Genomic DNA, 24,448 nt, shown 5'->3' with positions numbered 1-24,448 from the left:
ATTTCCGGTGTTGGTGTCGGTGCTAAGAATAAATAGCCAGAAAATCTAGGAAAATTGATCCGTTTCAGTTCACCTGAGGCGGGAACGACCTTGGCCTTACCGGCGAACCCGCCCATGGATAGCCTTGGTATTTGAAGGGGGCGTTATGGCCAATCTGTCGATCAAGGCTTCAAGACTGAGCCGTGTTGCCGCCCTGATCGATCGTTTCGCCCTCAATCTGCAGCCCGACCGCCTGTCACGGGCCGAGTCGCAGTCCGCCCGGGAACAGATCCTGGAATTGGTCGAAATCCTGGCGTGCCGGCAGGATGCCGGGGCGACCGAACTCTCGGCAGCCCTGGATCGACTGGCGACCGCCCTGGTGCCGGCGACGGCGCGTCGTCGACCGCGCCGGGTGGATTCCGTGCGTACGCGCCGCTTCTCGCGCACCCTGCGGCGCGTCGCCATGATCCTGACCGCCAGCGCCGCGGTGGCCATGCCCATGGCGGCGGCGGCCCGGGAGCAGGCCCCGACCGGGCTGAGAGCCTCGCTGCTGTCCGGCGTGGCTTTCGCGGCGCTTGCCGCCGATCCGGGCGGGCCGCTGGCGGTCACGCCGGTGGTCGCGGTCGGGGACACGGTGCTGAATCCGCTCAGTGGCCTGAACGAGACAGTGGTCGAGATCATGAGCGCGGGCGTCGTGCGCACCGACGGCGAGAATTTCATCATTCTCGCGGCGGCCGTCGGTGACCGGTTCACCGACAACAACGATCCGGCCGTGCCGGTCGTCTATGAGGTGATCCAGGCCAATCAGAACATAACCTCGGGGCGGATCGTCAACATCTGGGCGCGGAAGGTCCTGCCGAGTGGCCTGCTGGACATGACCGGGTTCGCCAACCTCAACCTGGTCAACTCGGCCAGTGTCGAGATCGGTGGGGTGGCACCCGGGACGATTGGCAGCACCGGGACAGGCTCGACCGGTTTCACCTTCCCCGCCGGTGCCGGAGACGTCGCCAACATCAATGCCGGTGTCCGTGGCAACAACGGCGGTGACGGCAGTGACGGGGGCGGGGTCAGGATCTGCATTCCGGTGATCGGCTGCGCAACGATCGCGGTCTCCCCGACCGCCGGCGGGGCCGGCGCGGCTGGTCCGACCGTCAACCGGACCGTCACCGTTGGTCAGGGCCCGATCCAGACGGTCACGGCCGGCCTGGCCGGTATCATCGCCACCAGCGTCGGCGGCAACGGCGGCCAGGGCGGCGACGCCTATGGCAATATCCCCGGCGCAGCCGGCGGGGCCGCCGGGGCGGGCGGCAGTGTCACCCTGAACAATGCGGCCCTGATCAATACGACCGGGATCGGTTCGCACGGCATCTTTGCCCAGAGCCGCAGCGGTGCGGGCGGGGCCGGCGGCACCGGCTTCATCGCCGGAGCCGGCGGCGGTGGCGGGTCGGCGGGCCAGGGCGGCACCGTCCACGTCATCAACAGCGGCACGATCACCACCCATAATGCCGGGGCCTCGGGCATCATGGCCCAGAGTCTGGGCGGAGCCGCCGGTGGCGGTGGATCCAGCTATGGCATCATCAGTACGGCCGGTGGCGGCAGCGCCGGTGGCAATGGCGGCAGCGTCACCGTTGACCACTATGGCAGCATCACCACCCAGGGGGCCTGGGCCCACGGCGTTGTGGCCCAGTCGGTCGGTGGTTCGGGCGGCAGCGCCGGCACGGCTGTCGGCCTGGTGGCCTTTGGCGACAGTGGCGCGTCCGGTGGCAGTGGCGGGGCAGCGGCGATCTTCGCGCGCAGTGGGTCAATCACGACGACCCACGGGGCCAATTCGCACGGCCTGTTCGCCCAGTCGATCGGCGGCGGCGGCGGCAGTGGCGGCACCAGCGTCGGCCTGGCCACCTTCGGCTCGGGCGGAGCCTCGGGCGGCGGCGGCAGCACCGCCCAGATTACCGTCGAGGGCGGGGCCCGGGTCACGACCACAGGAACGGGCGCACACGCCATCTTCGCCCAGTCGGTCGGTGGCGGCGGCGGCAACGCCGGAACCAGTATCGGCGCAGTCACCCTCGGTGGGTCGGGCCAGTCCGGCGGCGCGGGCGGGAACGTGACGGTGACGTCGGGCGGAATCCTGTCCACCGGTGAAGGCACCAATTCGGCCGGCGCGCGCGGAATCTTTGCCCAGTCGGTCGGCGGCGGCGGCGGCGCGGCCCAGGGCACCGGTGGTCTGCTGGCCCTGGGTGGGTCGGGTGCCGGCGGCGGTATCGGCGGAACGGTCACTGTGACGGCCAGTGCCGGCGGCTCGATCACGACCCGGGGGCGCGGCTCGGACGGCATCTTCGCCCAGTCGATCGGCGGCGGCGGCGGCTCGGGCTCCGGATCGGGCGGCATCGTCGCCCTGGGCGGCACCGGCGGCGGCGGCGGTCGGGGCGGCGTGGTCAGTGTCACCAACAACGGATCGATTGCGACCTCCGGCATCCTGGCGCGGGGCGTCTTTGCCCAGTCGGTCGGCGGCGGCGGCGGCTCGGGCGGGGATTCCGGCGCGGCCTATGCGATCGGCGGCTCGGGCGGCGGATCGAGTATCGGCGGCAATGTGACCGTGGCCAACGGCGGCAGCATCACGACGGCGGGCAATCAGTCCAGCGCCATTCAGGCCCAGTCGGTCGGTGGCGGCGGTGGTGACGGCGGGACGACCGGCGGCGTGATCCTGACCATCGGCGGTTCGGGAACGGCCGGCGGCGCGGGCGGCATCGTGACCGTCAACCACACGGGAACCCTGACGACCGGCGGCGTCGATGCGCATGGCATCTTCGCCCAGTCGGTCGGCGGCGGCGGTGGTAACGGCGGCTCCAGCACCTCGGTCAGCCTGTTTGCGGGTGTGGCGGTCGGCGGTGCCGGCGGCACCGGTGGGCAGGGGGGCGTCGTTGACATCAACCTGGTCCCGTCCGGGGCGGACGTTCCGCTGATCCAGACGGCCAACTATCGCGCGCGCGGCATCTTCGCCCAGAGCGTCGGCGGTGGCGGCGGCAACGGCGGATTCAGCGCCCAGGTCACGGCCGGCTACGGCGTGGCGGCCAGCGCCTCCGTCGGCGGTTCGGCCGGCAGCGGCGGTCTGGGGGGACAGGTCACCCTCGACGGCAACGTCAATATTTTCACGGCCGGCACCTATGCCGAGGGCATTCTGGCCCAGAGCACGGGCGGCGGCGGCGGCACCGGCGGCTTTGCCCTGTCCTTCGCCTTTGCGGCCGGTGAGTCTGCGGCAGCGGCCTTCTCGACCGCCGTCGGCGGCAGTGGCGGCAGTGGCGGCGCGGGCGGTCTGGTCTCGATCCATTCCGGTGGCTCCATCCAGACCAATGGCCTGTTCTCGACCGGACTGCTGGCCCAGTCGGTCGGCGGCGGTGGTGGCAACGGTGGCTTCTCCATCGCCTTTTCGGGCGCGGCGGCCGGTGTGGCCTCGGCCTCGGCCTCGGTCGGTGTCGGCGGGTCGGGCGGCAGCGGCGGCCTTGGCGGTACGGTTGACGGGATATTCGAAGGCTCGATCACGACCCTGCAGGACGACTCGCGCGGGGCTGTGATCCAGTCCGTCGGCGGCGGCGGCGGCAACGGCGGCTTCAACGTCTCCGGGGCCGTGTCCTTCTCCGGTACGGGCAGCGCCAGCGCGGCCGTCGGGGTCGGTGGCTCAGGCGGCAGCGGTGGCGTCGGCGGCACGGTGACCGGTCGGGTCGGCGGGGCGGTCGAAACCCGCGGTGACCGGTCGACCGGAGTCGTGGTCCAGAGCGTTGGCGGCGGTGGCGGATCGGGCGGATTCAACGTCTCGGGCGGCATCGGCGGTGCCGGTGTGGTCGGCGGTGCCCTGACCATCGGCGTCGGCGGGTCCGGCGGCAACGGTGGAACCGGCGGCACGGCCACGGGTACGTCAGGCGGTACCGTCCTGACCCTTGGCGACCAGTCGGGTGGCCTGCTGGTCCAGAGTGTGGGTGGCGGCGGTGGTGTCGGTAATTTCGACGTGTCCGGTGGAATCGGCGGCGGCGGCACCGTGGGTGGTGCCGTGTCGATCGGCGTCGGCGGGGCCGGGGGCCTCGGCGGGAACGGCGGGACGGTCAACGGCTCGGCTCTGGGCACCGTGGTCACCGAAGGGTTCCAGTCCACCGGTGTGACGGTACAGAGCGTGGGCGGCGGCGGCGGATCCGGAGGCTTCAACATCAGCGGTGCCATCGGTGGCGGCGGCACGGTGGGCGGAGCCCTGTCTATCGGTGTCGGCGGCAGCGGCGGCAGCGGTGGTAATGGTGGCCAGGTTGACGCTTCGGCGGTCGGAATTACGACTTCGGGCAACCAGTCCGGTGGCTTCCTGGCCCAGAGCGTGGGCGGCGGCGGCGGCAACGGGGCCTTCAACGTCAGCGGTGCCATCGGCGGGGCCGGTGTGGTCGGTGCCGGTATCTCGGTGGGCGTCGGCGGTTCGGGCGGCAGCGGTGGCACGGGTGCGCGCGTTGGGGCCACGGTGGTCGGTAATGTCACCACCAGCGGACTCGATTCCGACGGGATCGTGGCCCAGAGTCTGGGCGGCGGCGGCGGCAACGGAGCCTTCAACATCAGTGGCGCGATCTCGGCCGCGGGTACAGCCGCGGGGTCGGTCAGCGTCGGTATCGGCGGATCGGGCGGATCGGGCGGCCGCTCGGGTGACGTCACCCTGGCGGTGACCGGCACCACGGCGACGACCCAGGCCGACAGTGACGGTATCGTCGCCCAGTCGGTCGGCGGCGGCGGCGGCAACGGGGGCTTCTCGGTGGCTGGTGGCATCGGCCTGAGCGGTGTCGGAGCCGGTACGGTCAGTGTCGCGGTCGGCGGTTCCGGCGGCGGCGGCGGCGATGCTGGCGCGGTGACCCTGGCGGTCAACGACGGCGGCTCGGCGACGGCCACGGCGGCCCGGACCGGGGGCATTCGCGGCCGGGCAGTCGTGGCCCAGAGTCTGGGTGGCGGCGGTGGCAATGGGGGTTTCACAATCGCCGGCGGAGTCAGCCTGGCCCTGAACGCGGCTGGAAACATCGGCGTCGGCGTCGGCGGTGGCGGTGGCGATGGTGGTGACGCAGGCGCTGTCACCGGCCGGGTCACCGGCGAGGTTCGTACGGGTACCAATCTGTCCGGGGGATCGACCGCGGCCTCGGACGCCACGGGCGTTCTGGTGCAAAGCGTCGGCGGCGGCGGCGGCAATGGTGGCTTCAACATCACCGGCGGCATTTCGGCCAGCAAGGACGTGGCCGGGAATCTGATGGTCGGCGTCGGCGGCTTCGGCGGGCGGGGTGGCAATGGCGGTGCCGTCAGCGGGGGTGTGAACGGCACCGTCTCGACCACCGGAATCCGCTCGGGCGGCGTGAATTATCAAAGCCTCGGTGGGGGCGGCGGCAACGGGGCCTTCAACATCACCGGCGGCATCAGCCTGGCGGTCTCCACCGGCGGCGGGGCCGGAACCCTGGGCGTCGGCATCGGCGGTTTCGGCGCGGACGGCGGCGATGGCTCGACGGTCAATGCGACCCGAACGGGCAATACCTACACCTCGGGCGATGAGTCGTTCGGCGTCCTGCTGCAGAGCGCGGGCGGCGGCGGCGGGGCCGGGGCCTTCAACATCACCGGTAGTGTCTCGCTGTCCAGCGGCGTCGCCGGGGTGCTCGGCTTCGGTCTCGGCGGTTACGGCGGTGGCGGCGGGCTTGGCGATGCGGTGACCGGCGTGGTGACCGGCAATGTCGCGACCCTGGGGCGCAATTCAGACGGTGTCGTCGCGCAAAGTGTCGGCGGCGGCGGTGGCAATGGAGCCTTCAACATCACCGGTGGCCTGTCGGCGAGCGGCCAGGGTGGGGCTGCGGTCAGTGCCAGCGTTGGCGTCGGCGGTGCCGGGGGCACCGGTGGGCGCTCGGGCGCGGTCAATCTGACCATGACCGGCATGAGCCAGACCCGCGGAATCAGCAGCGACGCCATCCTGGCCCAGTCGGTCGGTGGCGGCGGCGGCAACGGCGCGTTCGACATCTCGGGCGGCATCGGCCTGGCCAGCAGCGGTGGTACGGGCACGCTCAGCGTCGCCGTCGGCGGAGCTGGCGGCGGCGGCGGGGACGCCGGTTCCGTGACCCTGGCGATCAATGATGGCGTGGTGACTTCGTCCCTCATCGCAGCGGACACGAGCGCGGCCGGAAGCCGGGCCATCGTCGCCCAGAGTGTCGGCGGTGGCGGCGGCAATGGCGGCTTCACCGTGGCCGGCGGCATCGCCGTCGCCAAGGAGGGGGCCGGCAACATCGGCATCGGCGTCGGCGGCAGCGGCGGCGACGGCGGCAATGCCGCCGCGGTCATCGCCCGGGTCACCGGCAGCGTCACGACGCTCGGCGCGGACGCGTCCGGAGTCCTGGCCCAGTCGGTCGGCGGTGGCGGCGGCAGCGGCAGCTTCAACATCACCGGCGGCATCGCCGTGACCAGGAATCTGGGCGGTAATGTCGGCGTCGGAGTCGGGGGCTTCGGTGGTCGTGGCGGCAACGCCGGCGCGGTCAGCGGTGGTGTCACGGGCGATGTCGGTACGCTCGGAGACCGGTCGTTCGGCGTCAATTATCAGAGCGTCGGCGGCGGCGGCGGCACGGGTGCGTTCAACATCACCGGTGGCCTGACCCTGACCACGGACAGCGCCGGAATCGCGGCCTCGGGCACGGTGGGAGTCGGTGTTGGTGGCTTCGGCGGTGACGGTGGTGATGCCTCGAGCGTCAACGCCACGATCACCGGTAACGTCCATACGCAAGGCCAGTATGCCTACGGCACCCAGTTGCAGAGCGTCGGCGGTGGTGGCGGCAGCGGGGCCTTCAACATCACCGGCGGGATTTCGGCATCCAGCGGCAACAGCGGTGTCCTGGGCCTGGGTCTCGGTGGCTTCGGCGGCGGTGGCGGCAGCGCCGGTGCAGTGACCGGCGTCCTGACCGGCGACCTGACAACCCTCGGCTCGCATGCCTTTGGCGCAATGTTGCAGAGCCTCGGCGGGGCCGGCGGCAACGGGGCCTTCAACATCACCGGCGCGGTGTCACTGACCAGCAACAATGACGCGGCCATCGCGGCGGCCGTCGGCGTCGGCGGCTTCGGCGGCGGCGGCGGCAATTCCGGCACGGTGATCGGTTCGGTAACGGGCCTCTATGCGACCACAGGCGACTTTTCGACCGGAGTCCTGGCCCAGAGTCTGGCCGGTGGTGGTGGCAATGGTGGCCTGAACATCAGCGGAGCCCTTGCCATCGGTACGGGGACGTCCGGCACGGCGGCGATCGGCATCGGCGGCTTCGGCGGTGGTGGCGGGACCTCGGGCAATGTCACCCTGACCCGGGTCGGCGATACCCTGACGGACGGCATCAATTCCCATGGCATCATGGTCCAGAGCGTCGCCGGCGGCGGCGGCACCGGGGCAATCAATATCTCGGGCGGGATCGCGGCGACCAATTCCGGCAATGCCGGGGCCTTCGGGTTCGGCCTGGGCGGCTTCGGCGGCGGCGGCGGTGATGCAGGCAATATCATCGCCAGCGTCACCGGCAATGTGCGGGCCATCGGCCTGACTTCGGACGTGACCGTGGGCGCGGCCGGAGACGCCTTCCACTACCGCACCCGCGCCGGTGGCTCGAGCGGCATCACTGCCCAGAGCATCGGCGGCGGCGGCGGGGCGGGCGGCATCAATGTCACCGGCCAGATCGCCATTACCGCCCCGGGCACCACCCAGGCCAGTCGCGCCGTGGCCATCGGCATCGGCGGCTTCGGTGGAGCCGGCGGCGATGCCGGCACCGTCAATCTGATGGTCGCGGCCCCCGGCGTTGACCGGGTGCAGGTGGTGTCCGTCGGTGACTATCATTCGGCGATTTCCGCCCAGAGCGTGGGCGGCAGTGGCGGTAATGGCGCGATCAATATTTCCGGCAGCATCGTCATGGACGGCAGCCTGACGCTCGGCGTCGGGGGCTTCGGTGGCGGCGGCGGCCTGGCGCGGGCGGTGACCGCCAACGTCAATGCGGATCTGTTCGCGGCCGGCAATTTCTCGCGCGGTCTGCAGGCCCAGTCGGTCGGCGGGGGTGGCGGCAATGGCGCGATCAACATCTCGGGCGGTATTTCGGCTGACCTCAGCACCAGCGACCCGTCGGTCGTCTTTGGCCTCGGCGGCTTCGGCGGCGCGGGCAATATCAGCGGTGATGTCACCGTCGGCCAGATCGGCCAGATCATGGTCGAGGGGCTGGATGCATTCGGCATCATGGCCCAGAGCGTGGCCGGCGGCGGCGGCACCGGCGGTATCAACATCGCGGCCAACATCAATCCCGGCAGCGGTTATGGCCTGGCGGTCGGAATCGGCGGCACCGGCGGTACCGGGGCGGATGCCGGTGACGTGCGGCTGACCAGTCTCGGCAATGTGCTCGTCAATGCGCAGGCGCACACGGCACCCCAGCCGGGAGACGACCTGTTCGTCGCGACCGCGTTCACCGGTCGTTCCCCCGGAGTCGTGGCCCAGTCGGTCGGCGGCGGCGGCGGCATCGGCGGGATCAATGTCGCGGGTGTCGCGGCCCCGTTCGGCAATCCCTTCTCGGTCGGGGTCGGCGGCTCCGGCGGTTCGGGCGGCAACGGCGGCTCGGTTACGGTCACGCGCGGCTATGACGGCGCGACCGGCACCGGGGCGGCTGTCGGCGGTCTGATCCGCACCTTCGGCGAGGAATCCGGCGGTCTGTTCGCCCAGAGCGTCGGCGGCGGCGGCGGTATGGCGGGGGTGAATGTCGTCCTCGGCCTGACCACCGGGCTCGCGGTCGGCAGTCCGAAGGCGGCACTGATCGCGGTCGGCGGCAGCGGCGGCGGCGGCGGCAACGGGGACGCGGTCACCGTCCGGCATTTCGGCGATATCGCCACCACCGGCAATGCCAGTGACGGCCTGGTCGCCCAGTCGGTCGGCGGCGGCGGCGGCGACGCTAATTTCAACATCGGTGCCGGTGTGCTGATCGGCGCGACCTCGCTCAACCTGGCCATCGGCGGTGACGTCGGCACCGGCGGGTCGGGCGGCGCGGTCTCGGTCGATCATACCGGTACGATCATCACCCATGGTGCCAACTCGGTCGGTATCCGGGCCCAGAGCGTCGGCAAGGGCGGCGGTAGTACGGTGCTGGACATGTCCGTCGGCGGTCTGGCCAGCAACACCGTCGACATCGTCATCGGCAGCGCCGGCGGCAGCGGTGGAACCGGCGGCAATGTCACCGTCAACATGAACGGGGCTATCGACACGACCGGGGCCGGATCCAGTGCCATCGTTGCCCAGAGCGTGGGCGGCGGCGGCGGCATGAGCGCGGCCACCACGGTCGGCGGCTCGGTCACCACCGGGGCCGCAGCCTCGGTCTATACCGGCAACCTCTCGATCGGCCGCGACGGCGGGTCCGGGGCCACCGGCGGCGATATCCTGGTCAATACCGCAGGCACACTGACCACCCGTGGCGACGGCGCGCGCGGCATCTTCGCCCACAGCGTCGGCGGCAGCGGCGGCATCGGCGGGGCGGCGACCAGTATCGTCCTTGCGGCCTCGGGGGCCATGACGGTCGCCGTGGGCGGTGACGGCGGCACCGGTGCCGTCGGTGGCACGGTCACGGTCGGCAATACGGCCGACATCGTGACCACGATGAAGGAGTCGGACGGGATCCTGGCCCAGTCGATCAGCGGCGGCGGCGGCCTCGGCGGGGCCGCGCGCACCATCGCGCTTCAGTACAACTCCCTGCCCACAGGCTCGACCGCCCGCACCACGGCCGTCAATATCGGCGGATCCGGTGGCAGCGGCGCGGCCGGCAATACGGTCTCCGTGACCAACAGCGCCGTTATCGCCACCCAGGGCGAGACGTCCTTCGGCATCCGCGCCCAGAGCATCGGCGGCGGCGGCGGCATCGGCGGGGCAGCGATCAATTTCCGCGTCCAGGGGGCCAGCAGCAACGACTCGATCGATCTCAATGTGGGTGGCTTCGGCGGCGATGGCGGCAGCGGCGGCACGGTGACCGTCCTCAATGAAGGACTGATCTTCACCGCCGGCCGCGGCGCGGCCGCGATCAGCGCCAACAGCATCGGCGGCGGTGGCGGCGACGGCGGCATCGTGCTGGATGTGGTTGCCGGCGCGCCCGGTGCCACGGCGACCAGCCATCGCGCGGTCGTCAACCTCGGCGGGCACGGCGGCGTCGGTGGCACCGGCGGGGCGGTCACGGTGACCAATCGCACCACGGCCGTGGCCCATTCCGGTGAAATCCTGACCCAGGGGGCCGGGGCCTATGGCCTGTTCGCCCAGAGCCTGGGCGGCGGCGGCGGCAACGGCTCGTCGATCATCTCCCTGACGGCGCTGCAGACCGGCAAGGACAGTGTCGTGGCCGGTCTCAACATCGGCGGCAACGGCGGCACCGGTAATGCCGGCGGCACGGTCATTGTCGACAACGGCGGTATCGTCGAGACCACCGGCGCGGGTGCCCACGGCATCCTGGCCCAGTCGATCGGCGGCGGCGGCGGCAATGGCGGCATGGCCATTGCGGCCAATGTCATCATCGGCGCCCCCCTGTCCGCCCCCCTGGTGTCGATCGGCGGCACCGGTGGTGACGGCGGCGACGGCGGGGCCGTGACCGTGAGCAACAGCGGCAACATCCTGACCCACGGGGCCGGCTCCCACGGCATCGTCGCCCAGAGCATCGGCGGCGGCGGCGGCAACGCCAATATGGGCTTCAGCCTGACTTCGGAGCCCGTCAGCTTCGTCCTGTCCAATGCTGTATCGGCCCTGGTCGGGGCCACCGGCGGCGGCACGGGCGGCACCGGTGGGGCGGTCATCGTCAACCATTCCGGCGACATCACCGTGCTGGGCGCGGGCTCACAGGCCATTCTGGCGCAGAGCATCAATGGCGGCGGCGGCTCGCTCAAGCTCGATTTCGACGGCATCATCGGCCTGCCCGGGGTGCTGATCCCCGGCGTCGGGCCCGGCTCCCCGCCGCCGACGCGTGACCCCATGGTCGTAGCCGTGAACGGCGCGGACGGGGCCTCGGGCATGAATGCCGGATCGGTGACGATCAATTCTACCGGTAGCCTCGGCGTCGCCGGCGACAACGGCCTCGGCACCCTGATCCAGTCGGTCGGCGGCGGTGGCGGCGATACCTTCATCAATGCCCGGATTCTCAGCCAGCTGGCTGGCCCTGCACCTGCGCCGTCGGTGGCCCCGCTGCCGGCGTCCAGCGCCATGGCGGCCCCGACTGACCCCGCCGCGACCCCCGTCGATGTGCCGGTGGGCATCGCCTTCAGGGTCGGCCTCGGCGGCAGCAATGGTGTCAACAACAACGGCGGCGCGACGACCAGCAGCCATTCCGGCGACATCCTCACCACGGGCCAGAACACGCCGGGGGCCCTGATCCAGACCATCGGTGGCGGCGGTGGCCGTGCCGTGGTCGACATTACGGCTCCGGCCGGGGCCTTGCTGGGACCGATCGACGTGACCCTGGGCGGGACCAACGGCACCAATGAGCGCGGTGGCACCATCGTTCGCGACCATGCGGGCGTGCTCCAGACCACCGGCAACCTGTCGACCGGGGCCATCCTGCAATCGGTGGGCGGCGGTGGCGGTTCGGCCAGTGTGACCCTGCAGGGCGACGGCACGGCAGGTGCGATTGTGACCTCCAGCCTGGGCGCGAGCGGCGGCACGGGTCTGGACGGGGGCGCGATTTCGGCGACCTTCGCCGGGGGGATCACCACGACCGGTGATCATGCCATCGGCCTGCTGGCCCAGTCGGTCGGGGCCGGCGGCGGCGAGGTGCGCATGTCGGGTGTCGGTGTGGCGGCGGTCGGCCTCGGCGGGACGGGGGCGGCGTCGGGCAACGGCGGGGCAGTCTCCCTGACCAATACCGGCAATATCGTCACCTCGGGTCTGCGGGCCTATGGGGTTGTCCTGCAGTCGATCGGCGGCGGCGGCGGCGCGGTGTTCGGTGCGCCGGCAAACGCGACCCTGACCCTGAACACCGGCAACGCCGGCGACGGCGGGGCCATTTCGTTCCAGCAGTCCGGATCCATCGTCACGCGAAGCACCGACAGCGTCGGCCTTATCGCCCAGAGTCTGGGCGGCGGCGGCGGCTGGGTCGACGGGATCTTTGCCGGCACGGCCGGCGGGGCCGGTCGCGGCGGGGCGATCAACCTCAGCATCAGCGGTGACATCTTCGCCGCCGAATCCGGCTCGACCGCGCTCCTGGCCCAGAGTCTGGGCCGCGACGGTGCGGGCAATATCACCACCTTCGTCACCGGTGGCGTGCGCGGCGGCAGTGATACGGGCATGGGGGTGATGTTCGACGGCGGGCTGAACAACCGGCTGGTGACCTCGGGCTCGGTCTCGGCGGTGTCGGGCCTGGCGATCAATGCCACGGGCGGCAATGACACGGTCAGCAACACCGGCCTCGTGGTCGGCAATATCGACCTCGGCTCGGGCGGCAATGCCTTCAACAACGAGACCGGCTCGACCTTCGTCGCCTTCAACACCATCGACCTGCGCGATGCGGGGACCCCGCCGGCACCGCTGGAGCCGGTGACCAAGGGGGGCGGGGCCCAGGTGGTTCCGGCCATGGCCGTCAGCGTCAACGGGCCCGAGGTCATTCCGGCTTCGACCGGGTCGGCCAAGGGCAGTGATCAGCCCCAGGTGATTCCGGGGGCGGATGCGGATGCCAAGGGGATCGATCAGCCCCAGATTCTGCCGTCCGATCCCGGCGTAACCAAAGGTCTTGACCAGGCCCAGGTGATCCCGGTCGAGGCCGGTAACGCCAAGGCTGGCGACCAGCCGCAGGTCCTGCCGGCCCTCGCGGCCGGTCCGGGTCCGCTGGCGGCCCCGCTGCCGGTGACGGCGGCGACCTTCGCCAATGCCGGGAATTTCGTGATGGGCCTGTCGGCCCCGCGCTATCCGCTGGACCTGGCCAATGGCGATGGGTTCGGCAATCTCGATGACGACGGCACGCCGCAGACCAACCTGCTGTACGGGGCCCGGGTCATCAATACCGTGGATCTGGACGGCCATTTCCTGCAGACGGCCGGCGGCAATCTGGTGTTCGATGTGGCCTTTGGTCCCTATGCCTCGGACGTGGTCAATGTCAGCGGCGACACCACCGTCGACGGCACGGGCCAGGTGATCCTGACCTGGCTGGAGAACAGCAACCCCTACACCCTGTTCGCCACGGCGGGCACGGCGGTCGACCACGGTCTGGAGATTGACGACACCCTGGCCATCGACTTCGGCATCATCGCCAATGACATCGGCATCCAGCTGACCGTTGCCACCAATTTCGGACAGCCCTATCTCATCGCCAACGGGCGGGCCCTCGGCAAGCATATGGACTCGGCCATCGCGGTCGGCGGTTCGGGCGGCATCGGTCGGCTGATGACGCTGATCGGCAATCTGCGGGTGGGCGAGGAAGCCACCTATGCCGGCATCTTCGACCAGCTGAACCCGGAGCCGCACATGGCCCCGACCTATCGCCAGCTGGTCGCGGCCGAGGACTTCTCGCAGCAGCTGTTCAGCTGCCCGGGCCGGGTCTCGCGTCTTGAGGACCAGTGTGTCTGGGCCCGGGTCGAGACGGCCTCGACCGACCGGACCGGCAATGTCGAAAACTACGGCGTCGAAGGCCAGACCATGCAGTTCCGGGGCGGGTTCGAACACCGTCTGGACGCGCGCTGGTCCCTGGCCGGGGCGGTCGGCTACGACCGTCTGGACCGGATGCATGTCGACGCGGCCCGCGCCCATACCGAGGGAGACGGCGTCCACGGCGGCCTGGGTGTGCGCCATGCCGGTCCCGGCGGCGATGAGGTCGGGGTGTCGCTGAGCGGCGGCTGGCAGTGGCTGGAGACCGAGCGTCGGGTGGATGTGTTCCAGCCCGGGGTCGGCACCTCCAGCCCCGAGACCGGCTATGCCCAGCTGGAGGTCCATGCGGCCCAGGTCTTCACCCGTGACGCCCTGTTCCTGCGTCCGGCCCTGACCGCCACCTATACGGCCCTGCACCATGCCGGCCTGACCGAGACCGGTCTGGACGGGCTGGGTGTCGAGGTCCTGAAGGAGACCCGGTATATCGGCTCGATCACGCCGGAACTGGGTGTGGGGGTGACGATGCAGGACGATGCGCGCGGCTATGCGGCGGCGACCTTCACCGTCGGCCAGGTGTTCCGCTCCGACGACCAGCTGGTGCTGCCGATGCGTCTGATCGGCGCCAATCCGGCGGCGGATCCGGCCCTGATCGCCACGGCCCTCGACCGCCAGGCCCTGCGCCTGGAGGCCGAGCTGCGCGTCGCCCGGGCCAACGGCCTGGAAGTGCGCGTCGGCTACACCGCCGAGCTCAGCGACGACGTCCATAACCACACCGCCGGCGTCAGCCTGAAGATGCCGTTCTAGAAAGCGGCCCGGCTACGGCCTGTTCCGGAGTGGGCTCCGTTAGCACTCTGACCAGTCTTTGAGCTTAAGTCTGCGGTTCAGAGAGATCGGAGCGACTGGCCGATGTGGGCAAACGCGCGGCTGAGGCAGGCAGGGACGGCGATCGCGCTGGCGGTCGTCGTGTTCATTCTTGTTGTCGCGATCACCGTCGTCACCCGGAAGGCCGGCAGCTATGTCGTTGTCTGGCCGGTCAATGCCCTGGTGCTCGCGGTCGTCCTCAGTTGCACACGGGTCGAACGACCACTGCTGTTGGGCAGTGCCTTTATCGGCAATGCCCTGGCCGTAGTGATCGTGGGCAATTCGCCGCCGATGGCGCTGCTGATGGCCTTCACCAATCTGGTGGAGGTGGGGGTTATGCTGGCGATCCTCGGGCGTCGCGGTTCCCTTCGTCTGATGCGACGCGCCGGAATGCCGCGCTTCGGCCTTGCGGCGACGATCGCCTGCCTTGTGTCTGTCGCGACAGCCGAGGCCGGGCTTATGGTCGCCGGATATCGCCCAACCGTTGCCGGGTTCAGCCTTTGGTTCGCGGCGAACCTGCTGGGGCTGCTCGTCTTCACCCCCCTCCTGCTGTCAGGGTTCAATCGCCGCTTTTCAGAGCTGTTCACTGCTGACCGGCTGCGGACCGTGCTGGGGCTCGGCCTGCTGGTTATCGTGTCCACGGCGGTCTTTCTGCAGTCATCGTTGCCCCTGTTGTTCATCCCCCCGGCAGCTTTGACCCTGGTTGCCATCCGGTCCGGGGTTGCCGGCGCGGCCCTCGGGGCACTGCTGGTCAGCATCATCGCCGTCATGGCAACCATCCATGAACTCGGTCCGCTCGTTCTGATCGCGGGGGATATCGCCCGGCGTTTCATCGTCCTGCAGCTGTTCCTGGCCACGCTGACGGTGATTGCCCTGACCGTCGGGATGACCTTCGCCGAGCGCCGCAAACTGATCGAACGCCTGACGCGGGCACGGGCCGTGCGCCGGGCAAAGGGTGCCCGGGAGCGCCAGATGATCGCCCATGCGCGGCTGGCGGAACGGATGTCGCAGGTCGGCTACTGGACGCTCAATATCGAAACGGGCGCGATCTTCTGGTCGCCGGAGGTTTACCGAATTCACGGAGTCGATTCCGCGTCGTTCAGTCCGGCGCTCGACAACGCTCTGGCCTTCTATGCCGACGGGGACCGGCAACGGGTGGAGGCGATGATCAAGAGCGGCGTGGACCGGGATGAGGGCTGGGAATTTGACGCCGTCCTGATCCGGCGGTCCGATGGCACCCGCCGCGATGTGCGCTCGATGGCGGCCAGCGAGACGGACTCTGACGGCCAGGTTATCGGCTATTTTGGCGTGTTCAAGGACCTGACGGAAGAGCGTCGGGTCGTGGCGAAAGCCATCGAGCAGGAACAACGTTTCCGTCTGCTGGCGGACAACGCCAGCGACGTGATCGCCGTTTATGATGCCAGGGGGGTGTTCAGCTATGTGTCCCCGTCAATCACCGAGATACTGGGGTATGCGCCGGAAGAGCTGATTGGAAAGACGCCCTTTTTCATCGTCCCCGAGGACCGGGAAAGTGTGGCTGCCCAGTTCAATGCGGCCCTGGATTCGGATGTGCCGACCACCATCGAATACTGTGCTTTCGCCAAGGATGGTTCGCGTCACTGGATGGAGGCCCGGCCGAGATTCCAGCGTGATGACAACGGCCGGATCATTCAGATCACCGACTCCGTGCGTGACGTAACAGACCGTCGTGAGCGGGAGGCGGCCCTGGCCGAAGCCCGAACCGAGGCGGAGGCGGCGACCCGGGCCAAGACGGAATTCCTTGCCAATATGAGCCACGAAATCCGGACGCCCCTGAATGGCGTTCTGGGCTTTGCCGATGTCCTGGCCGATACGCCGTTGTCGAAAGACCAGACGCGCTATGTCGACCGGATTCGCACGGCGGGACGGGGACTGAGTGTCCTGATCGACGATATTCTTGATTTCTCGAAGATCGAGGCGGGCAAGATGACCGTCGATCGGCGACCGTTTGATCTGCAGGCTCTGGCGCTGGATGTTGTTGACCTGACGCGAAGCGGAGTCGGTGACCGGTTGACCTTTGAGGTCGATTTCGAAGACGGCCTCGCCCCGTGGATAGCGGGCGACGAGCAGCGAACCCGTCAGGTCCTGCTGAACCTGTTGGGCAATGCGGCCAAATTCACCGAGACGGGTTCGGTCCGACTGGAGGTCGCCCTGACCGGGTCCATGGTCGAGTTGCGCGTCATCGATACCGGAATCGGGATCGCGCCCGAGGCGCTGACGCAGCTGTTCCAGGCCTTCACCCAGGCCGACGCCTCGGTCGGCCGGCGCTTCGGAGGCACGGGCCTGGGGCTATCGATCAGCCATTCCCTGGCCCGGTTGATGGGCGGAGCGGTGAGACTGGACAGTACCCTCGGGACCGGAACCACGGCGGTGCTCAGCCTGCCCCATGCCGGGGCCGAGCGACCCGCGCCGGTTCCGGCGACCGGCGCGAAGGGGGCGGCCGAAGGCGGTCGGAGCCTGAAAATCCTGACCGTTGACGACGTTGAGGCCAATCTGGAACTGATCGACATCCTGATGACGCGGGCCGGACACACCATCAAGGGCGTGACCTCCGGCGAGGCCGCCCTGACCCTGCTCAGGACTGACCCGACCTATGATGTGGTCCTGATGGACGTCCAGATGCCGGGCATGGACGGTCTGGAAGCGACGCGGTTGATCCGGCGGCTGAGCAATGGGGCCGAGACCATCCCGGTTGTGGCCCTGACGGCCAATGTCATGGCCGAACAGGTCGCTGAATGCCGGGCTGCCGGCATGGACGAGCATCTGACCAAGCCGATCCGGACGGAGGCCTTGTATGAGGTTATCGCGCGGGTTGGAGCCTTGTCCGAAACGCCGGTTCCGCCCGACCCGGGTGCCGGTATCCCTGACCCGCTGGCCGCGCTGAAGGGGCGTTATCGGTTCCGGCTTTCAACCCTTGCGGCCGAGTTCGAACAGATGGTGCTTCTGGGCGAGCCCGAACGGACGGAATCGATCGCCGCCCTGGCCCATTCCATTGCCGGCACCTCGGGCAGTCTCGGGTTTGCGGCTGTGTCGGATGCGGCCTTCGCCCTTGAGGCCGCGGCCAGTGCCGCCCTGGCGGACGAGGCCGCAAACAGGGACTTCAGTCTGCTTGTCGAAACCCTGGTCAGCGCCGTAGCGTCCAGCTGAGGCCCGGGGTAAGGGGGCGTCCATGTTGACTGAGCTCGATCGACCCGGCCCCGACCGGGCAGGCCGTCCCCCCCTGGTCCTGGTCGTCGACGATGATCCGATCATGCGGGAGGTGACGCGAATTCATCTCGAAGGTGCCGGATATACCGTCGAACTGGCGACGGGCGGCGTGGAGGGAGTCGACAAGGTCGAGGCCTTGCGGCCGGATCTCGTTATTCTGGACTTCGCCATGCCCGGAGTCTCGGGGTGTGATGCGTTGCGGCAGATCCGGGCACAGCCGGGGAGCGTCGCCATTCCGGTCATCATGCTGACCGCCTGGTCGTCCGTCGATGATCGCAAGGTGGTTGAGGCGCTGGGGGGGAGCTGGCTTGAGAAGCCGGTCTCGGTGGAGGCGTTGCTCGAGGCCGTGCGGGGAATGATCGCGGCCTGACCGCCGGACCCTCGCCGCGGCGAGGCGGGCCGACGGGCTCCGACCCGGCGGCAAGGTACTGTTTATGGTTGATGGTTAAAATCGACATGGATCGGCAGTCCCTGGCTGTTGTGTTCGAGTCCGGAGTACCGTCGTTGCCGACCCCCAAGGTTCTTGTCGCTGACGACGATCGGTATCTGGCGGCCATGGCCCGCCAGACCCTCGAGTCGAGCGGGATTGCCGTTGAAGTCGCCTCGAACGGCGATGAGGCCCTGAAGATCGCCGACTGGTTTCGGCCGGATGTGATCGTTCTGGATACGATGATGCCGGTCGTCGACGGGATCGAGGCGCTGGAGCGGCTGAAACGAAACACCCAGCACCAGAACACGCCCGTCCTGATGCTGACGGCGCTTCGAACCGTGGGCGACATCGAGCGCGCCATGGCGTCGGGGGCTTCCGGCTATCTGACCAAGCCGTTCCGGCCTGACGCCTTCCTGAAGCGGGTGAAATGGTTGCTGGCCCCGCCACCGGCGACCGACCCGGAGACGCCCGGAGACGATCTGATCCTCGATGCCTGATTTCGCGGCTTCCGGTTAGCCCGTCGGGGCCTCGGCGCGCGCTGCCGGCCATTGCTGGGCGGGGGCGGCGAGCAGGCGGGCGACGGTCCGGGCGAGGGTGTCGGCATGCAGGGGTTTGGGCAGGGCATCGTCAGCCCCGAACGCCAGTGCCGTACGCAGCAGCATGCCGCTGTCCATCCGCCCGCCTGACGATATGGCCAGAATGCGCACCTCGGGATGGGAGGCCTTCAGTTCGCTGATGGTTTCCAGCCCGTCCTTGTTGGGCATGAGCATGTCCAGGACGACGAGGTCGACCGGCAGGATGGCCACGACGCCGAGGGCTTCATCGCCATCCGAGGCTTCGACAACCGCATAGTCTTCATGCCGAAGCATTTCACCGGCGATTAGTCTTATGGTCGGGTCGTCGTCGACGATTACGATGATGGCCATGGTTGTCTCCCACTTTATCATGCCCGCGGAATTCACACCGTTCCGTCAAGACAGATGCTTAATCCCTATGCGGCCCTTGCCTTGGCTTCGGGAAGGTCGGTGACGGGGCAGGGGCGGTGATAGAAATATCCCTGCAGATAATGGACGCCCGCGGTTTTGAGGAAGGCCGCCTGGTCCTCGGTCTCAACCCCCTCGCAGACCACCTTCATGCCCAGGGCCCGACCGACGCCTATCACCGCATGGATGATGGCCGCGGATGCAGTGTCCTCGCAGCAACGCTCCACGAAACTGCTGTCGATCTTGAGTGTGCTGAAGCGGAGTTCGCGCAACGCATGCAGGCTGGTGTAGCCGGAGCCGAAGTCGTCGAGGGCAATACCGACGCCGATGGCGGTCAGAAGCCGGATGGTCTGTCGGGCCGGTTCGATGTCGAGGATCGCCGTTTCGGTGACCTCGATCTCGAGCCGCTCCAGCGGAAAGCCTTCCCGTTTGGCGATCGCGGCGACACGGACGGCAAAGCCAGGGTCCTGGAAGTCCCGGGCGCAGGCGTTCACCGAGACCCGCAGGTCCGGCCGTGCCGCCAGTTCACGCATGGCGGTGGTCAGGACGAAATCGGTCAGGTCGATGATGGCGTCGCTCTTCTCCAGCTCGGGAATGAACTCGCCAGGGCCGATGGGGCCGAGATCAGGATCGGTCCAGCGCACCAGGGCTTCGACCTTGTCCGAGAATTGAACCGACCGGTCGACCATGGACTGGTATTCAAGGCGCATATGACCGGCCGCGATGGCCCTCCGTGCCCGGGTGCCCCAGTCGGGATCCGGTGTTACCGCTGCCCCGTTCATGGGGGTGACGACAGGCGGGCGACCCATGGCCGACAGCGTCTGACCGATCAGGGCGTCGAGGGCATCGGCGTCGAGGGCTGAGGAGTCGCCGTTGCGTGCGTCCTGCTCGATCCGTGAGGCGGCGGCGCTGACCATCGAGGCCCCGAGGCTGAGGCTCATGGACTTCAGGGCATGGGCTGCCCGGGCCAGGGCGTCCAGATCGCCGGCCTCCAGGGCCGCGCGAATGTCGGCGACCCTGAGCGGGGCGTTGACGGCATAGAGGCCCTCGACCTTTTCGACAAAATCGGGTCGTCCGTTTGCGGCCATCGTCGCCAGTTCCCGACGAATGGCGGGATCCAGCAGTCCGGCTGTGTCGCTGATGGCGGACTCCGGGGGCGGGGTGCCGGTCCCGGTCGGAGCCGACCCCGCGGCCACGGCATGGTCGGAACAGAAGCGTCCGAGGATCCGGGTCAGGTCGGCGAGGGTGAAGGGTTTGTGGATCACGTCGTCCATGCCGGACGTGCGCCAGGCCTCGGCTCCCGAGCCGACCACATGGGCGGTCAGGGCGACGATGGGGGTACGAGTGCGGCCGGTTTCGGCCTCTTCGACGCGGATTCGGCGCGCGGCCTCGAAGCCGTCGAGATTGGGCATGGACCCGTCCATCAGGACCAGGTCGAAGGTCGCCACCTGCAGCGCCTCGATCGCCTGCAGCCCATCCTCGGCCAGGGACACGATCACGCCAAGGCGACCGAGGGCTTCGCCGGCGACCTCGCGATTGACCTCGGAGTCGTCGACCACCAGCACCCGGAGTCCGGGGAAGGTCTGATGACTTCCGACCTGCGACGACAGCCGGTCGAGGGACGGGCGCTTGCCGGCCTTCATCTGCTGCAGGACCTGCAGCAGATCGTCCCGGCGCAGGGGTTTGACCATGGCGCAGACGCCACGTTCGGAGAAGGCGGCGGCCTCGTCCTCGGTGGCACAGATCATCAGCGAGAGCCCGCCGGTTCCGGCGTCGGGCTGGGGGTCCAGCTGGATCGAACTCCCGGACGGCACCGGTTTGCGGGTCGCCGTCACCCCCCAGGCCTTCAGGTAGCGGTCCAGGGCCGTGGCGGTCTGGCCGCCGGTCTCGGCGACATGAACACGCCAGGCGTCGAACGCGGGCACTTCGGGCAGCGCGTCCTCGACGGCGACGAGGGGAGCCTGGAAGGCGAAGGTCGAGCCCTGGTCGAGCACGCTCTCGAGCGCCCATTCGCCGCCCATGGCGCGCACGAGACGATCGCAGATGGTCAGGCCCAGCCCGGTGCCGCCGTATTTACGCGTGGTGCTCTGATCGGCCTGGGTGAAGGCTTCGAACAGGTGGGGGAGACGATCGGCCGGGATGCCGGGGCCGGAGTCGACGATAGCGAAACGGATCTGGCCCGGCGCATCGGCGACCGGTTCGATGGTGATCAGGACACCGCCGGTCTCGGTGAATTTGATGGCGTTGTTGGCGAGGTTGCCCAGCACCTGACGAAGGCGAACCGGGTCGCCGCTGACGACCGGTGTGCGCGGATCCACGAACACGGCCAGGTCCAGCCCCTTGCTGACCGCGCGTTCCATGAACAGGCTGGCGACGTCCTCGGCGACCTCGGTCAGATCGACCGGGACGGCCTCCATCTCCAGCTTGCCCGCCTCGACCTTCGAGAAGTCGAGGATGTCGTTGATGATACTGAGCAGGGACTGGCCCGATTTGGCGATGACGTCGGCATAGCGTTTCTGGCGGGCGGGCAGGTCGGACCGCGACAGCATTTCGCTGAGAGCGAGGATGCCGTTCATCGGGGTGCGGATTTCGTGGCTCATCACCGCCAGGAAATCGGACTTGGCGGCGTTCGCGCTTTCGGCGGCCTCCTTGGCGACCGAGAGTTCCGCAGTCCGGGAGGCGACCTGCCCCTCCAGACCGGCGACCTGGGCGGCGATCTTCTCGTCCCGGGCGCGGATACCGTCGAGCATGTCATTGAAGCCGCTGACCAGGTCGCGCAGTTCACCTTCGGCCTCGATGTCGACCGCCCCGGAATAGTCCTGGGACTGGCGGACGTGGTTGGTGAATCGGGCGAGGCGGGTGATCGGCTCGCTGATCCGTCGCGCCATGCGCATGGCGACCAGCAGGCCGGCCAGAAGTGCCACCCCGGCCCCGGCGAGACTGATCAGGACAGCAGAGAGAATTCGCGAACGCAGGCCCGGAACATCGCTGAGCAGAGTGATCTCGCCGACCCGGGTGCCGTCATTGAGGATGGGGGTCTTGATCTGGATGGTGCCGGTCTTCAGCGCGGACCACAGAGACAGGCTGTCGGTCTGCTGAAGGCTGGCGTCGGAGTTGAGGCGAACACCGCCGCCGGTCTCGGCCAGCAGATATCCGTCCGCCGTCTGGATGCGGGCGTAGACGATATCGGGCATCTGGCCGATCGATCGCACAGCCAGGAAGGCACCGGATGCGTCGTTGCCGGCAACCGACGGCGCGGCCATCGAGCCGATCACCTGGGCCGTCTGGGTCAGTCTGGCGGTTTCCAGCGCAGCCTGGCGCCGTGCATCGGTCCAGCCGGACAGCGCGGCCGTCACCAGTCCGGCCGACACCAGGGAGGTCAAGACCAGGGTGATCAGCTTCCGGCGAATGGACCCGGTGTTGTTGAATAGTGACCAATCCAGAGGTCTGGTTCCGTATGAATACCTAATTTAGCAATACCAGACATTAATGACTGCTCCCTTAAGGCAATGAGACGCCGGTTTGTTCACCGGCTCTAATTCAGGGAACCGGGAGGGTTCTGCGATGGCTGGCTTCTTCTATGTTCTCGATACTGACGCGCGAATCCTGTTCGTCGACGACGATCCGATCCTGCGGGAGTTTGCCCAGGTCAATCTGGCCTCCCCCCATGCGGAGGTCGATACGGCCGGCGACGGACTGGAGGCGCTGGAGCGACTGGCGGTGACCCGCTACGACCTTTTGCTGGTCGACCTTGAGATGCCACGTCTCGACGGGTTCGGCCTGCTGGAACGGCTGCGCGCCGATCCGGCGACTGCCCATTTGCCGGTGATCGTGCAGACCGGGCGTGAGGACGTCGAGGCCATCGACAGGGCCTTCCACCTGGGGGCGACCTCGTTCGTGACCAAGCCGCTGAACTGGCGGCTCCTGACCTATCAGATGCGGTTCGTGTTGCGCAGCAACCGGGCCGAGCATCATCTGCGGCAGGCGGCCGGGTCCGAGGCGGCATGATCGGTTTCACCGACCGCCTTCGCCATATCCACCTCGCCCTGGGCGAGCTGAAGCGGGATGTGCGGGGCGTGATCGCGCTCAAATTCGCCCTGGTCGTGCCGGGTCTCGCCCTGCTCGCGGTCGGGGCGATAGACCTGACGGCGGTCAATGCGACCCGGGACCGTCTGCAGGGTCTGGCAGACAGTGCCGCCCTGGCCGGGGCCCCGTCCCTGAGTCTGGCCACAGACGGGGCGGCGGCCCGCGAGCGGGCGTCGGCCTTTTTCCAGGCGCAGATGACCCAGTGGCAGAATCCGCCGGACGTGGACCCGACCTATTCGATCATCGACCAGGGCGGCCAGCGGGCGATCCGGGTCACGGTCAAGGGGCACCGCGCCTCCTTCTTCGGCAGTATGCTTCCGCCGGGCGGCTGGAATTTCACCGCCCAGGCCACGGCGTCGACGGTCGGACTGGTGCCGCTGTGCGTGCTTGTCACCGGCGGGAGCCTGAGCAGGGGGTTGAGCCTGAGACAGTCGCCGCGCATGAGCGCGCCCGGCTGTATGGTTCATTCCAACCAGGACATCGAGGTCGTCGGCGGATCGATTTCCGCCGCCCGGGTTCAGGCCGTGGGCACGGCGACCGGTGTGATCAGTCCGACGCCAGGCACCGGAGCCGCCCGGATTGCCGATCCGTTTGCCGGTATGGTTCTGAACGCCAATCGGCCCTGCGACAGTGTCGTCGTCGGTGGACGCGCCAGCGCCAGGCGGGGGCGTGTAAGCGGTACCGGTATCAGAGTTTCCTCAGGCGTCACCCGCCTGGCCGCGGGCGTGCATTGCGGTGTTATGCTGTTCGACGGGACGTCGGAATTGATCCTTGAGCCCGGGGATCACTGGTTTATCGGCAGCGTTCTGACGATCAGCGGTTCCGCGAAATTGACCGGCCGGGATGTGGTGCTGTTCTTTGACAAGCCGTCACGGTTCGACTTCAGGCAACAGGCCCGGGTCAATCTGTCAGGCCGGGAAACCGGTCCCTTTGCCGGCCTGGTCATGGGCGCGACCCGCGACAATACCCAGGTCTTCAGTGTCACCGCCGACAATGTGGAGGCCCTGCTGGGGGTGATCTACATCCCTGAGGCCTGGCTGGTCATCGACGGCTCGGCGGCCGTGGCCCGCGACAGTGCCTGGACGGTGATCGTCGCCAAATATCTGCAGTTGAAAGGGGCCCCGACCCTTTTCATTAATGCCAACTACAATACGTCCAGTGTTCCGGTTCCCGCCGGCGTTGGGCCCAGTGCCGGCGGCGCGCATCTGGTCGACTGAACTCACGGAAACGATGATGATGGCAAAACAGGTGAAATCCACACCCACG

General features: G+C 68.7%; 8 protein-coding genes. 6 read left to right on the top strand and 2 right to left on the bottom strand.

Going from position 1 to position 24,448, the window contains the following annotated elements; genetic code table 11:
* Window positions 1–145: 145 nt before the first annotated feature.
* From PSV00_RS13275 to PSV00_RS13260, 4 genes are all read left to right on the top strand, one after another.
* Window positions 146–14,380: a hypothetical protein gene (locus tag PSV00_RS13275; protein WP_300448032.1), complete on the top strand. Its 14,235-nt coding sequence runs from the start codon at window positions 146–148 to the stop codon at window positions 14,378–14,380.
* Between the two features lie 102 nt (window positions 14,381–14,482).
* Window positions 14,483–17,623, top strand: coding sequence for a PAS domain S-box protein (locus PSV00_RS13270; RefSeq protein WP_300448029.1), 3,141 nt, complete (start codon window positions 14,483–14,485; stop codon window positions 17,621–17,623).
* A gap of 22 nt (window positions 17,624–17,645) precedes the next feature.
* Complete coding sequence (locus tag PSV00_RS13265; protein WP_300448026.1) at window positions 17,646–18,053, top strand: response regulator; 408 nt, start codon at window positions 17,646–17,648, stop codon at window positions 18,051–18,053.
* 86 nt (window positions 18,054–18,139) lie between these two features.
* Window positions 18,140–18,610: a response regulator gene (locus PSV00_RS13260; protein WP_300448023.1), complete on the top strand. Its 471-nt coding sequence runs from the start codon at window positions 18,140–18,142 to the stop codon at window positions 18,608–18,610.
* 15 nt (window positions 18,611–18,625) lie between these two features.
* Here the strand turns inward: PSV00_RS13260 and PSV00_RS13255 are convergent, their stop codons facing one another.
* Together PSV00_RS13255 and PSV00_RS13250 are read right to left on the bottom strand one after the other, a co-directional pair.
* Window positions 18,626–19,039 (bottom strand): response regulator, encoded by a 414-nt coding sequence (locus PSV00_RS13255; protein WP_300448020.1) that lies wholly within the window; start codon window positions 19,037–19,039, stop codon window positions 18,626–18,628.
* A gap of 65 nt (window positions 19,040–19,104) precedes the next feature.
* A complete protein-coding gene (locus PSV00_RS13250) occupies window positions 19,105–22,479 on the bottom strand; it encodes an EAL domain-containing protein (RefSeq protein WP_300448017.1) in 3,375 nt (1,124 codons plus the stop codon).
* A gap of 181 nt (window positions 22,480–22,660) precedes the next feature.
* Here PSV00_RS13250 and PSV00_RS13245 point away from each other — a divergent pair, with 181 nt between their 5' ends.
* On the top strand, window positions 22,661–23,104 hold the full coding sequence (locus tag PSV00_RS13245) for a response regulator (protein ID WP_300448014.1): 444 nt from the start codon (window positions 22,661–22,663) through the stop codon (window positions 23,102–23,104).
* Window positions 23,101–24,399 carry a pilus assembly protein gene (locus PSV00_RS13240; protein WP_300448011.1) on the top strand — a complete coding sequence of 433 codons (1,299 nt, stop codon included), beginning with the start codon at window positions 23,101–23,103 and terminating at the stop codon, window positions 24,397–24,399. Before PSV00_RS13245 ends, PSV00_RS13240 begins: the two co-directional genes overlap by 4 nt.
* The last annotated feature ends 49 nt before the right edge of the window (window positions 24,400–24,448 follow it).

The sequence above is a fragment of the Brevundimonas sp. genome (genome assembly GCF_029945885.1).
Classification (GTDB): domain Bacteria; phylum Pseudomonadota; class Alphaproteobacteria; order Caulobacterales; family Caulobacteraceae; genus Brevundimonas.
This window is presented reverse-complemented; position numbering and strand designations above follow the sequence as displayed.